This window comes from Leptolyngbya sp. PL-A3, assembly GCF_039962325.1.
Lineage (GTDB): Bacteria > Cyanobacteriota > Cyanobacteriia > Elainellales > Elainellaceae > Vacuolonema.
Genome location: NZ_JAMPLB010000068.1, coordinates 1 through 12,834 on the forward strand (window position 1 = coordinate 1; position 12,834 = coordinate 12,834).

At 43.7% G+C, this 12,834-nt stretch carries 10 protein-coding genes; 6 read left to right on the top strand and 4 right to left on the bottom strand.

All coding sequences use genetic code 11. The features are described from left to right. Positions 1–65: 65 nt before the first annotated feature. The gene (locus NDI52_RS28825; protein ID WP_348256703.1) at positions 66–845 is read left to right on the top strand and encodes a PDDEXK nuclease domain-containing protein; all 780 of its coding nucleotides are present in this window, start codon (positions 66–68) and stop codon (positions 843–845) included. 483 nt (positions 846–1,328) lie between these two features. On the opposite strand, the gene NDI52_RS28830 is transcribed toward NDI52_RS28825, so the two are convergent. Continuing rightward, on the bottom strand, positions 1,329–2,756 hold the full coding sequence (locus tag NDI52_RS28830) for a hypothetical protein (protein ID WP_348256705.1): 1,428 nt from the start codon (positions 2,754–2,756) through the stop codon (positions 1,329–1,331). Between the two features lie 405 nt (positions 2,757–3,161). Here NDI52_RS28830 and NDI52_RS28835 point away from each other — a divergent pair, with 405 nt between their 5' ends. Next, positions 3,162–3,299, top strand: a complete 138-nt coding sequence (locus NDI52_RS28835; RefSeq protein WP_348256707.1) for a hypothetical protein — start codon at positions 3,162–3,164, stop codon at positions 3,297–3,299. Positions 3,300–3,428: 129 nt separating this feature from the next. After that, the gene (locus tag NDI52_RS28840) at positions 3,429–3,569 is read left to right on the top strand and encodes a hypothetical protein (RefSeq protein ID WP_348256709.1); all 141 of its coding nucleotides are present in this window, start codon (positions 3,429–3,431) and stop codon (positions 3,567–3,569) included. Positions 3,570–3,646: 77 nt separating this feature from the next. On the opposite strand, the gene NDI52_RS28845 is transcribed toward NDI52_RS28840, so the two are convergent. Together NDI52_RS28845 and NDI52_RS28850 are read right to left on the bottom strand one after the other, a co-directional pair. Further along, complete coding sequence (locus NDI52_RS28845; protein ID WP_348256711.1) at positions 3,647–5,116, bottom strand: tetratricopeptide repeat protein; 1,470 nt, start codon at positions 5,114–5,116, stop codon at positions 3,647–3,649. Further along, positions 5,103–6,509 (bottom strand): ATP-binding protein, encoded by a 1,407-nt coding sequence (locus NDI52_RS28850; RefSeq protein ID WP_348256713.1) that lies wholly within the window; start codon positions 6,507–6,509, stop codon positions 5,103–5,105. Before NDI52_RS28850 ends, NDI52_RS28845 begins: the two co-directional genes overlap by 14 nt. 1,052 nt (positions 6,510–7,561) lie before the next feature. Here NDI52_RS28850 and NDI52_RS28855 point away from each other — a divergent pair. From NDI52_RS28855 to NDI52_RS28865, 3 genes are all read left to right on the top strand, one after another. After that, entirely contained in the window at positions 7,562–8,482 is a 921-nt protein-coding gene (locus NDI52_RS28855; RefSeq protein ID WP_348256715.1) for a hypothetical protein, read from the top strand. 193 nt (positions 8,483–8,675) lie between these two features. Beyond that, positions 8,676–10,202, top strand: a complete 1,527-nt coding sequence (locus tag NDI52_RS28860) for a recombinase family protein (RefSeq protein ID WP_348256717.1) — start codon at positions 8,676–8,678, stop codon at positions 10,200–10,202. A gap of 51 nt (positions 10,203–10,253) precedes the next feature. Further along, positions 10,254–11,087: a hypothetical protein gene (locus NDI52_RS28865; protein ID WP_348256719.1), complete on the top strand. Its 834-nt coding sequence runs from the start codon at positions 10,254–10,256 to the stop codon at positions 11,085–11,087. Between the two features lie 178 nt (positions 11,088–11,265). Here the strand turns inward: NDI52_RS28865 and NDI52_RS28870 are convergent, their stop codons facing one another. Then, positions 11,266–12,762: a hypothetical protein gene (locus tag NDI52_RS28870; protein ID WP_348256721.1), complete on the bottom strand. Its 1,497-nt coding sequence runs from the start codon at positions 12,760–12,762 to the stop codon at positions 11,266–11,268. Positions 12,763–12,834: the final 72 nt, after the last annotated feature.

Genomic DNA, 12,834 nt, shown 5'->3' on the forward strand with positions numbered 1-12,834 from the left:
ATTCCCAGTTTAGCTAGGTAGAGACCAAGTCCGTTGAACCGCCGTGGTACGGACCCGTATGCCCGGTGGTGTGGGAGGGGAGGAGGCGTAAGTCCTTCCCCTATCCCGATTGGAAACACAATTGCACCCTCTTAGATAAAGTTAAAGACCCTGCTCAACGCATTTGGTACATCAAGCAAACCATTGAAAATGGGTGGAGCCGCAATGTTCTCGTCTACCAGATCGAATCGGATCTATATAGTCGACTAGGGGGCGCACTCACTAACTTTAAAGAAGTACTTCCTGCGCCACAGTCAGACCTAGCCCAAAGTTTACTTAAATCAGAATACAACCTGGAGTTTCTCGATCTACGAGAGAAAACCCTTGAACGGGACTTAGAACGCGCTCTTCTCGAGCACATGCAAAAGTTTTTATTAGAACTTGGTGTAGGATTTGCATTTGTAGGAAGTCAGTATCGACTTGAGGTTGAAGGAGATGAGTTTTTTGTCGATCTTCTCTTTTACCACCTTGGACTAAGCTGTTTTGTTGTCATCGAGCTAAAAACGACAGACTTCAAGCCAGAATATTCAGGACAAGTTAACTTCTACGTGAACGTCATCGATAGTCAGCTGCGCCGACCTGCCGACAACCCGACCATCGGAATCATTCTCTGTCGATCAAAGAAGAAATCTATTGTCGAATATGCACTGCGTGGAATGACTCAACCCATTGGCGTCTCTACGTACCGAACAACCGCTGCACTTCCTGACAAATTCAAAGCAAGCCTCCCTTCTATTGAAGACCTACAACACGAAATCGAAGCCATCGCTGCTCAAGTTGAAGAATTTGACCAAGATCCTAGTTAAAATAGCTAAGTTTAGCGAGATATAGATAAAAGAGGTAAACGTCACCTCTTCCCAAAACTGAGTTTGGATATCCCACCCTGAACTAACGATCGCAGGCGTTATGTACTTCGTACAGATATCCCGCTCATTCAAATCCCGCTTATCAATGGATGACATATCCGTTTCCCTACAGGTGACCGACCATCACACAAGCACCCTCAGCCGAGAATACTCCTACTGTAGGATTCCCACTTCTCAATCAAACTCTGAACATATGGGCGATCGCAACTGAATGACTAAGCTTGATGTTTCTTCTTTAGGATATATAAACTAAAAATCACTTTTAGTTCTTATCTCTCAAAGAATAAGAAGAACTAAAAAGGAATTTTGTATAGCTCTACTCACATCTTAACCCTAAACCCAGAAGCCCTATTTTGTGTGCGATACGCACGCAAAATAGGGCTTCTGGGTTTAGGCTTTAGAAAGATGCAAGCTATGAGTTTATCAAGCTTCTACTTCAATTAAACTCGTAATTACTTGACCTGTTTTCTCTATTACCTTCTCATCTGCTGGCAGAAAAATTTTCTTGCGCTTTTTCGCCTGTTTTTCAATAAGTGGTTTGAGAAGATTTTCTGCGAACTCTAATTTAGAAGCAGATGCATACATATCTCTTAAAGTACGAGGTAAATCCTTGTCCTGCATCTCTTCTACAACAATTTTTGCTTCATCTTCAGTCAATAAGTAGTCTAATGCAAGTTTTCCAAATACGCCCTCTAAAATGCTGAGCATTTTTTTAGCATCGTCTTCAATAAACTGATCCAAAATTGCTGATGTTGCTGATGTTGCAACGGTGCCACCAGCAAATGCTCCAAACAATCCACCAATTATTCCACCGACTGCAGTACCAACTACTGGAATTGCAGAGCCGACAGCGGCTCCAGCGGCTGCTCCTACCATCCATCCACCAGTTCCACCCGCCACTCCTGAACCAGTAACTGTAATATTTTTGAAAACCTGCTCCACAGAAATTCGCCCATTGAATAAACGGACAAAATCCGCAGATGAGAAAACTAATGTTGTGACAATTCCTGCAACAACATTACCTCGCAGAAGCTTGCTCACATAGTTCGCAGCAGCCTTTCCATAAATAGCATTGCCGGATCTCAAGCCATTTGCAATCCATGCAGTTGCCTTATATCCCATTCTTTGGACAAGCCAATCAGTCGTTCCTCTCAGTCCTTGTTCTATTCCAGTTCTTCCTAGTTGAGCGGTAATAATGCTGCTGATCCATGTAATACCACCTACTTTAAGTCCGGTATAACAAGCACTTTCTAGAGCTTTCTCAACATCTTCTCCATTCCAAACGGCTACTGCAAAGCAAAGAGCGGCGGATATTCCCATGGAAGTTCCAGCAAGCTTAATTCCATTTACCGCATCGTAAGTGAGGCTCTCAACGGTTCCAAATCTAGCAATGTTTCTAACTTGCTCATAAGTGAAGGCTCCCTGTCGAACTATATCCTTTGCTTGTTTCGGATCAGAAACACCAGGAACCTGGCCTCTTTGGATTCGTTCTTCCATTGCCTGCACAGCGGCGTGGTACTTATCTGATGGGACTTCAATCTGCATAGGAGTCCCATCAGAGTTTAAATAACGAAAAGTACCGCCCTGAAAACACTCACTTATACACTTTGAGCCACTATTACAGTACTTAGTTTGGATGTTTACACCGTCAACAATACGATCCGCACCATTTTTAATATTGTCACCACCAACATGCTGAGCTTCTTTACCCGAGAAGACATCCTTTAGATGGTTCGCTTTTTCAGCAGCGAAACCATGCCCCCGACTAGCGCCAAAAACAACATTATCTGCATAGTTTTGAGCACTGCTCCCTGTTCCACTGGCAATACCAGTAACCTCTTCCCTTTTCAAGCGTTACTCCTTGTCCAAGACCTATAGATTTAAGTAGGAATGACAAACACATGAGGAGGTAGATGTGCCCAGCAATTACCGATTGCTAAGTGGACGGTTTTAATAGAACTAGCTCTATTCCATCTTCATTAAGTATTTACAGTATAAAAGAGCACCTGTCTAGTGCATTGTATTAGAAGGCAGCATTTCTAGATGCTTCTCCAGAAACTACGAAGTACGACCATTCACCGACCTTTACCTAAAAGCCTTCTACACAAGCAACTTAGGTAATTATTAGTGGAAAACTATTGTTTCATAAGAAACGATAGCGTAAGTTTAGTGAGATAGAGATAAGAGACGTTATCTCTACCTGAAATGAGCGAAACTTGGCAGAATGGGTGGGTTGGGTCATGAGGGGGAGGGAAAATGGGGCCTGATGTGATTGTGGTGCCGATCGATGGACGAGCGAAGTTAGCGGGGTGGGGAGAGCAAGAGAACCAGATCCGGGATTGGCAGATTGAGGCCTCATTAAAGGGTTGCTGTCATGAGATGCAATTAGGCTGAAACCCATGCAGGAAAAGGGTTTATGGGTAGCTCCTATGTACTAAAAATTTTAGGTTTATCCGAAATCAATCCCCATTGCTTAACGTAAATGCGTTGTTTCAGGCCCCAAATTTGACCTAATTGCATCTCATGACAGCAACCCTTCAAGCGGGCCGATCTGGGGGAGAAGACCAGGGTGCGCGATCGCGCCACTATTGCTGTTCTGAGTCACGGGCTGTAAGTCTCGGAGGTATTGACCCTGGATATGGGGATTGGAATAGGAAGATTTGATGGTGTTTTGATCCAAGAAGCAGAATGTGTCGAAAGTAACATTGAGCTAGGAGGCTCAGAATTATTTAGAAAACTATTTAAAGTGGCGACGGCGGTGGTGTGTGGTGATTGAGATAGCCTCTAATCAAACTTTCAATTTTTCTAATAGTTATCTTTAGAATCATTTGAGCATTACTATTTCTCCAGGGTGGGACAATAAGCAAACTTTGAAAAACATAGAATATACCTCTGATATATTTCCCTTGTTCCCAATAAATATTTCCCAAGACAGCGGCAGCAATAGCCTTGATCGGCTTACTATCTTTAGATACTGCCTTGTTTATAAGAAGTACTGATGCAATACAGCCTTTTGCTTTATCATATTCTCCAATCTCACTATAAGCATGAGCAATATTAATTAATCCATGCATCTTTTCGGAAGGATTAACAATTTCATTAACAAAATGAACATGCTTTTCAATAGTAGTTCGATCAAGGTTACTCTTATCAATCAGTAGTTGTGCAGAGAAAAGAGCTTTATGGGAGCTAATCTTAATATTCTGATTCTGTGTCTCCTCAGCAATTGCCAATGCTCTCTTATAAAGTAAAAGAGTATCTTGATATCTACCTACGAATAAATAGGCAGTTCCAAGGTTACTTGTAGCTATCCATTCCATCCGGGAATTTTGATTTTTTTGACTAAATTGTAACTGCTCTTCGATTAATTTAATTCCTTCATCATAGCGCCCAATTTGGCTATAGATAGATCCTAAGCATCCCTTGATATAGGTCTGAAGATTACTATCATCTTTATCTACAATTAATAGAGCACGCTTAAGACTTTGAATAGCATTCTTTAATTGACCGATATAGTCGTAGCAATTTCCTAAGCCAGCTAGTGCCATTGCTTCCTGTTTTCTATTACCTATTGTTATTCCAATCTCTAATTGTCTCTTATAGAAACAGATTGCCTGATTGTAATCCCCTAAACACCAGCTATAAACTCTTCCCAATCCGCCATACGCTTGTGCCTGCCGCTCAAAATCTTGAAGTTTCAAGGCAGTTTCTAACTGTGCCTCATAATATGAAATTGCAGGCTCATTTTCTCCTAAATATCCCCACGAACTTCCTAAATAACCAAGTAAAATACAATCCAAAGAATCATCTGTTTTCTCTAAAAGTTTACTAGATATATCAATCAATTCATGATAGTAAGCCCAGTTGTCTAGTTGTTCAAGAAGAGTTATCCTATCAAGCAGGTCAAGAGGCTTAAGAACTACATCCCTAGCTTTTCGCCACAGAGAGGCTTCAGAGAAGTGATAAAAGGCTTCTAGCTTATCTCGTATCTTCTCAAGATTAGGTAAATTATCTTTCAAAGCATAATTAGTTTGCCAAGTCTCAGCAGCTAAATAGTGAGAGATTTTGTAGAGAGAAATAAAATCTTCTTCTGGTAGCCCATCTTGAAGAGTAGATGAAATCTCTGTAAGCTTACCGCCTACAGTAAAATTAATTATAGGTTGAAAGGATTTTTCCTTAAAATTTAATTTACTTCTATCATCGAGATTCATAAGCTATTTTAATTTTTTTTAGATGTTCTAAAGCTACATCACGAATCAGATTATGTTGACTTAGTAGAACTTCAGTATTACAAATTTCCTCCCTAATAAGGCTGCGGTCAAGCAAAGCATCAATTGCTGATACTGTTTGCTTGTCAGTGAAACCAAGATTTGTCAAAAGATTCCAGAAAAAAAGTTCTTGGACAGGCCGACGATAAACGGACGAAACACAAAGAAGTATATACGCATGGTATACTTCCTCGTATAATTTCTCAAATGTTTTATCAATTCTATCTTTTACTTTTCTATGTAGGTTTCGATTATAGGAAGCTAGTCTTAAATTATCATTTGATGCCTTTAATTCAATTTCATTTTTAATCTTCTCAATTCTTTGGATTTCATATCCATATCGATTCCAATAACTAATTACATCTCTATTATAGGGAGTATTTAAAATTTCCCCAATAATCACTTCTAATGCTAAAGGATGACCTTCGTAAGCATTTCCTATTCGTCTTAGATAGTTGCCGGATAAAGATGATTCTGTGACATCTAATCCTACTTTCATGAAAAGTTCCATTTGCTCTTGTGGAGTTAAACCAACTAATCGCTCACAGTGTAGAAGATTGCTGTAGCGGCTACTTAATATTTCTAATTCTGCTGGTAAATCCTGAGATGTTAAAATAATAAGACTATTGAAAGACTCACTTGCAAGTATAGCTTGAAAGAACTTTTCCCATTGTTGATCACGAAAATTACTCCAACCTGTTTCTATATCTCCCTTTAAAGTAGCTTCCAGTGAATCAATTAATAGTAAACAATTATTCGTTTTAAGATAATTAACTAGCCAATTAAGTATACGTCGAGGATTTTGGCGGTCGTCTGATGTTATAGGCTCTTGCCAATCAGTTAATATATTAGCCGCTATACTCACAAAATCCTCCAAAGTTTCATCGTTAAAATTAAGCCTGCAGAACTTTGAGTAATCTTTCTTTAGCCCAAAGACTAAACGTTCAGCAAGGGCAGTTTTTCCAATTCCAGTCAATCCTGCAATTAAAAGTACACGGTAATTACTATCAAATTTGCGCAACAATGATGAGACTAGTGCTTCTCGTCCAACCCAAGTTTCTTTATAAGCGAAAGGCACAATCGTTGATCGCTCAGATCGATCGAAGGACTTTTCAATGACATTCTCCCAATTATCAATCCCAATAGATTGACAAATAGAAATAAAGCTTTCCCTTCTAATAGGTATCCTTCTCAAAAAACGTTTGAGAGTTGCTTCTGAGACTTTGGCTGTTTGATATAGCCTTGCTGATTGTAGATTCCACCCTCTTTCTTGTATTGCAGCTTTAATAGTCTCTAGTCCTCGTTCAGAAGCTCTCAAATTTTTTCTTTCTAACATTTTCACATGTGCATTGTTATCTAATCTGATTCAAATATAGCTCAATCCGAAATATAAACGGCTCATTATGCCTACTGAGCCATACTGAGCCAAGAAAGAACCTTTGTTGAGCCACTCAATGCCTTCTAATCAGGCATTTTATAAGTACATCAAATTTGAGGTGGCTTTAGTTACCTCGCTTTCTTAACAGAGAAACAAGCATGAAAACAATCGAGCATTTTCAATGTTTACACGTGGGTACACCGCCACTGGAGAAGATCAATACTTCTAAGCAGCCATCAGGTGAGCCTGGAATTGTACCTGTTGCCTATAACTGCAACTATTGTGGTGATTTTTTTCTGGTTCAAGGGGCGTACTGTAAGTCACGAGGTGAAGCTCTTAAATGTTGGCGGTATCAACAGAGAAATAAGTAAGTCAGAAAAACGGTACAGGAATTTCTGATTTGGTCTTGTCAATAGTTGTATTGGGGGTTTTTATGCAAAGACGAGATACGTTCATTGCTCAGCTACTTCTGCTTGGGGCTCCTTGTGTTGGAAAAATAACAGCTAGAATTGCTTTAGGCATACTTGTTGGAAGCATGGCAATTGGTCTAACTGCTTACTCCTGTAACCCAACACCGGGTTGTGGAGGACCGGGAGAACCTTCGTGCCCAGCCTATTAAACTTTTCCTACTGCTTAGTGTACTCAAGCAACTTATTGTGCTCATTCAAAACGTAGCTTGGCTAATTACACCTGACAAAATCTAATCTCAAAGAAAAACTAGCCAGAGGTGAGCCTCTGGCTTTTTCATTGGTTATGACTTTTAGTTCAAGCTTAATTTCCCAGAAAGGATTGTGTACCGACGCTAGTGGGTGATTTGGCGCGAAAACCGCCATTTCCAAAAGGGTTGATTGCTCTCGTAGAGCGACACTAGGCGGTTGGGTAATAGCTATATTTAAGGCAAACGACCCACTAGGAGTGGAGGCGGATTGCTATTACCAGGTCAGGCTGTATTCAAAGAGGGGCTTGAAAAGTGAAGTTAACATGGGTACAAATGTTCTGAGGCTACCTACATGAATAGCTTTGAGCCCCCAGATAGTTCTGAATCAGGAATTTATATTACACCAGAGTTTCTCGAGCAGCGTCTGAAACAGGAACAAGCCAAGGACCAGGTGCTTGGTATCTCACGCTCTAACATTCCCACCATGATCTGCAGCCTGGAGGACTCACCCCAAGCCCGGAGCTTCTGTAAGCTTGTAGATAGAATTAGAAGCGTCGCCACGATCCACCTGCTTCCGGCAAATCCAGAACAAGCCGCTATGCTGCGTTGTATTCAACTGCAATGGGATGCTCGAGCCGGATGGCTAGCTAACGAAATTTACCCTCAATGTCTCACTGATTTCCCTAACCAAGTTATCCGTCCACTGCTGCCCCAGCGAGCATTTGACAACCTCTCCTTAGAAATTCCAGCTCAAATGGCGCGGTATCAGTTACTGCGGGCTGGAGAAGCAAACATTCATTCTTGGTGCGAGAAGGAAGGCATAGACTATTCGTTTCCTGATGCCCTCGCATTATTTGTACAAACCCTGCAAGAAGAATTTACTCAAACAGTTGAGTACTGTTTTGAGGCAAACCCGATCCCCCAAACGAGGGCTACACGTCGCCAAGAGTATCGTGACTGGCTCGCCTTATTGACCGGACGAGACTTGTCAAAGAAGGCCAAATCAGGGGATACCGAAGCAAAGTTGAAGGCTACCCTGCGGCAAAGCGGTTGGTTAGGCATCTCATTGCTTGCCTTGTTGTCGTATCCAGGAGTGCCACATCTCAAGGCTCCCTGGAAAACTTTCATCAAAACCCATCGAAAGCTCACAGCTCTCGTAAATTATGAGATCGCTTGGAAAGATGGAATTCCACGCCAAGTTGGCACAACCAGCCAGAAAATCCCTCTAAAAGTTCAGATTACAGAGAAGGGCTTTTTTGATTGGCACTTCTAGTGTTAACACTTCTTTACCAAACTCAAAAAATTTAACCTTCTCTAATTTGCTCTGCTATCTATTAGTTAACAGAGCATTTTTAATGCTTTCACTATTAGTTGATATGCAGCTTGTGCAGGCTATAGGCATATTTAGCCTGCACAATTAAAAAGCTTTTAATTAATAGTAAAATTAAAAAATAAGGAGGTTATACATGAAGCAGAAAGTAGCCTATGCAAGGGTTTCAACTCAAGATCAAGCTAATAATCAGAATGCTCTAAAGCATCAAATTAGCCGACTTGAAGCAATACCAGATGTGGAGATTTTATATGATGTTGATAGCGGAGGATATTCAGATCGACCAGGATTTCAGCAGCTCCTAGAAAAAATTGCAAATGGTGAGGTTTCTGTCGTTTACGCCACTCGAGGAGATCGATTAACACGAAATTTCCAGGACTACTTACATTTTAAGAAGCTCATCAAAATTCACAACGTTACGGTGGAATTGCTAGATGAGGGAGTCATGGAATGGGAGACAGCATCTGCAGAACTTATCTCTGATATACGAGCGCTATTGGCGGAGAACGAACGCCATCAAATTAAAGACCGGGTAGCCCAAGGGTTTAAGAGCAGACGTAAGCGAAAAGCAGCTTGTGCCCGTTCCCCCTTTGGTTACCGAAGAGCCAACGATAAATACGTACTGGATAATCGGCCGTGTATTTGTCGTCTAGATAGGAGGCCTGCTAATTATCAGGATTTAACCTTAGAACCTGATAATTCTCCTCTGCTCATCAATATCAGTCGTGCAGACATTGCACGGGAAACGATCCAGAAGATTTTGGAGATTCGTCGCCCCCGCAAAGCATTACGGCAAATATATGAGGAATATGGAGCATGCCGTAAAAAAGGAAGAATCCCAGTCATCAACACCGAGGAAGACTGCTCTGAGCTGCTGATATGGGGACTTGGAAGCAGTGTAATCGAATGGTGCCAAAACCCGGTGCTTCGCGGGCATACAGCATACCTTAAAACCGTTACTCAGCATGAGGTAAGACATAGGAAAGCTAGACCTGCTGATGAATGGGAGATGCATTATGACACCCATCCTGAGCAACGTTTAATGTCGGAGGAGACATTTGATGAGTTGCAAATCATATTTCAGTGCAACAGAAAAAAGATGGGAGCCTTTGAAGATGGCTCTTATTACCTGACGGGGTTAGTTTATTGTCAGTCCTGTGGCGAGAGCATGATCTTGAAGAACACTCAGGTCCATAGCTACTATGGTTGCCGCAACTCCGGTCTTGGATGCAATAACAACAAGAATATCCGTACTGAGGTGTTGGATGAAGCCATTATTGGCCATCTATTCGAACGTTCTTGCAGAGAAGCTCCATCAACCAATATCGAGCCAGGAGCAAAAGAAGAAAGCTCAGAAATTTCCATCTTGCGTGAACAGATTCAAGATGTTGAGCGATCGCTTGCTCGCAATCCCAACAATCTTTCTCTACAAAAGAGCAAGCGTGAGATGGAGCAGGAATTAGCAGAGAAATTGAACCCAAACCGCACGTTAGCCTTCACTCAGGCAACAGCAGAATATATCATCAATCATCCTCAGGCAAAAGAATTGGCGTTTTGGTACACCCTCTCTAAAGCCGAAAGAACAGTGATTTACGACAGATTGGTAGAGCGCGCCACAGTATCGTCTGCCGGCCAAGTTATTTCCGTAACTTTGCACATTTAAGAGCGCTAACTCGCGCTAACCTTTTTGTTCTCCTCAAGGAGGAATATCGTCATGTCTTCATCCCTAACGCTTGCTGTTTTACAGCAAGCAGCTGACCGCTATCTACAAGCAAAAGAGGACGTTGCAGCAGGCTGGCATTCGCCGTGTCAGTATTCCACACCAAATTCTAGGCAGTGCCAGCAGTGTCCTTACTTTAAAGGTTTCATCCAGCGTCTACAGCAGCGAATTGTATACCTTCAACACTTGGACAATCATTCCTTTCCTCTTTGTCCAGTAACGCCCTCAAAAAGCCCCTATTCTGACGAAATCCAGCAGCAGGTGATTTGGCTTTACAAGCAGAGTTTTACCCTTCTGGAAATTCAACGGCTCACAGGGGTTACTAGCAAAAAAACTCTCCGTATATGGCTCTACGATGCTGGATTACTTCGCAGACAGTCCGGCTATTCAAAGGAAGAACAGGAAAACGCGTTGGTTTTGTACGAGACAGGACTAACACCGCAGCAGGTAGAAGAAAAAACGGGCATCTCAGCAGATGCAGTAGCTAAATGGGCATCAGACAAGGGAATTAGCCGCGCTAAGGTTAGCTATTCTGCCGAACAACGACAACGTAGCTTGGAACTCTATCAGCAGGGCAAGAGCTTAGCTGAGATCACGGCTGAAACTCACGTATATGGTCCTACAGTACGCGCCTGGGCAAAGGCCAAGGGTATTTGCCCGCGTCGTAAAAGGGGACGACCCAAAATTCACTCCGACCAGATACGACAACAGTGTCTTGAGGAGATTCTTAAGAATGGAAAGACAGTTGTTCAGGTAGAGCTTGAAACAGGTATCTCATGTTCAACTCTGCGTAATTGGGTTAACAATGCACAACAAGGTGCTCTCTAAACCACCAGAGATGGGGCGATGATCGTCAGTTCTCCAACAAAAAGCCCACCCCTTTGTGGGTGGGTTGACAAGGGCTTGTCAATGACGCTTGACAGGGTATTGACGCTTGACGTGTCAAGAACGAAAGAATGAGGGCTTGACGCCCTTGACGCTTGACAGATATCTCTGTCAACACCCCTTAAAAGCGGTATTTCAGCATTTCCCCCTCTCCGTCAACCGTGCCCAAACCTTGCTCGGCTAACTGGCAGAAATAAGTGCGAATATCGTCGGGAGAATACTGGGTGCTGCGAAACAATCTCACCCGGCCTCTCACGTCTGAAGCTTTAATCCAATCGTTGCGACGGTGGGCAAAGGAGGCGATCGCCTGCAGCTCCTTAGATAACCCATCCAGGGCGACAGCACCTAGACCAGAATCATCACCTGCCTCTTCCATCTCAGCAGCAGGTGATGCCTCATACAACCGCTCCACCATATCAGAGGTGAATTGGAAGGGGTTGGGTTCCTCCCGTTGCTGGGCCTGAAGGGTGGGCTGGGCCGGGAAAACGGGCACGGTAGCGGACGAGGGGGAAGCTTTAATAGGAGCGATTGCCTCAAGCGGGTATTGCTCCTGTAAGGTAGGGAGGTGGAGCCAGTCTGGCACTATCAGCACTACTTCCCCTTTCCCCGGTCGGCTCATTCGCACTTGGGCAGATCGGGTCTGTTCCCCCCAGTCTGTTTCTGCGTACTGTCGGGTAAGCTGCACCGCGGAATTATCAATCAGATCCTTCATGCCTTTGATGTTGCTAAATCCAGCAGAAACAGTACGGGCATGGTTAATCAGGATCGGGGCAATGCCATGCTTATCCGATTCACTCAAGGCTGTTCTGACAATGCTCTGCCCTAGCTCCTCATGCCCATTGTTGTACTGAGTCAGTTCATCAATCACCAGGCTTTGGCGATCGCCTCCCATCTGGAAGTTGTCCACCAGGTTGGTGTAAAAAGACTGGATGGCATCAAAGTCTCCACCCGCTCCCACCACTACCCCGGCAAAAATTTTCTGGCCGTCGCAGTGGGGAGTAACAGCAATGGTTGGCCATCCCAGCAGATAAGAGCGGAGATAGGCGATCGCACTGGCCAGGCTCGATTTACCGCACTGCTGGGGACCCGAGACTACCACCAGCTTCCCCATCAACACGAAGCGAAGTTCAGGACAATCAGCCATCAACCGGTTCCACAGTTGCCACTGTAGATCCGTCCAGTGCTGGGAGATCGGAGGTGGAGTGATGGTAGCAACAACGGCCACAGATCCAACATCAAGGGTCTGGGAGAGGGTGCTGGCAACAGGAGTAGCAGCATTCTCAGGAGCCGAGGGCAGTTGAGCCAATACCCGGCGTTGAGCTTCGCTGAGGTACTGCTCAATCCGGCCATTCTCGATGTCGTCGAAGGCTCTCTCTCCCCGCTTCACCCGATCCAGCATGTACGTCCCACCCAGCATACCCACGGCGATCGCTAATGGAGGAGAAGCCAGAACCGAAAGGCAATAGCCCACCCCTCCCAGAGTGGCCACCAGGGGCAGCATGAGAGAGCCATGGTATTGCTGAAGAATGCGGTCACCTGCTTGCTGCACCAGCGCACTATAGGGATCCAGGCCAGAGTCAGCAATCTGTTGAATTGCTTTGAGATCAGAAAAGTTCATGGGGTAGTTTCCTGAAATTTGCATAAGGTCTATGGGGCATTGGGGCGATCGCCCCAATGCCCCGGGTCGAAG

What these genes read in the sequence shown, in the direction of transcription:
- NDI52_RS28835 (WP_348256707.1), top strand. Translation starts at nt 3,162, where the DNA reads ATGGGGCCTGATGTGATTGTGGTGCCGATCGATGGACGAGCGAAGTTA.
- NDI52_RS28840 (WP_348256709.1), top strand. Translation starts at nt 3,429, where the DNA reads ATGACAGCAACCCTTCAAGCGGGCCGATCTGGGGGAGAAGACCAGGGT.
- NDI52_RS28845 (WP_348256711.1), bottom strand. Translation starts at nt 5,116, where the DNA reads ATGAATCTCGATGATAGAAGTAAATTAAATTTTAAGGAAAAATCCTTT.
- NDI52_RS28850 (WP_348256713.1), bottom strand. Translation starts at nt 6,509, where the DNA reads ATGTTAGAAAGAAAAAATTTGAGAGCTTCTGAACGAGGACTAGAGACT.
- NDI52_RS28855 (WP_348256715.1), top strand. Translation starts at nt 7,562, where the DNA reads ATGAATAGCTTTGAGCCCCCAGATAGTTCTGAATCAGGAATTTATATT.
- NDI52_RS28860 (WP_348256717.1), top strand. Translation starts at nt 8,676, where the DNA reads ATGAAGCAGAAAGTAGCCTATGCAAGGGTTTCAACTCAAGATCAAGCT.
- NDI52_RS28865 (WP_348256719.1), top strand. Translation starts at nt 10,254, where the DNA reads ATGTCTTCATCCCTAACGCTTGCTGTTTTACAGCAAGCAGCTGACCGC.
- NDI52_RS28870 (WP_348256721.1), bottom strand. Translation starts at nt 12,762, where the DNA reads ATGAACTTTTCTGATCTCAAAGCAATTCAACAGATTGCTGACTCTGGC.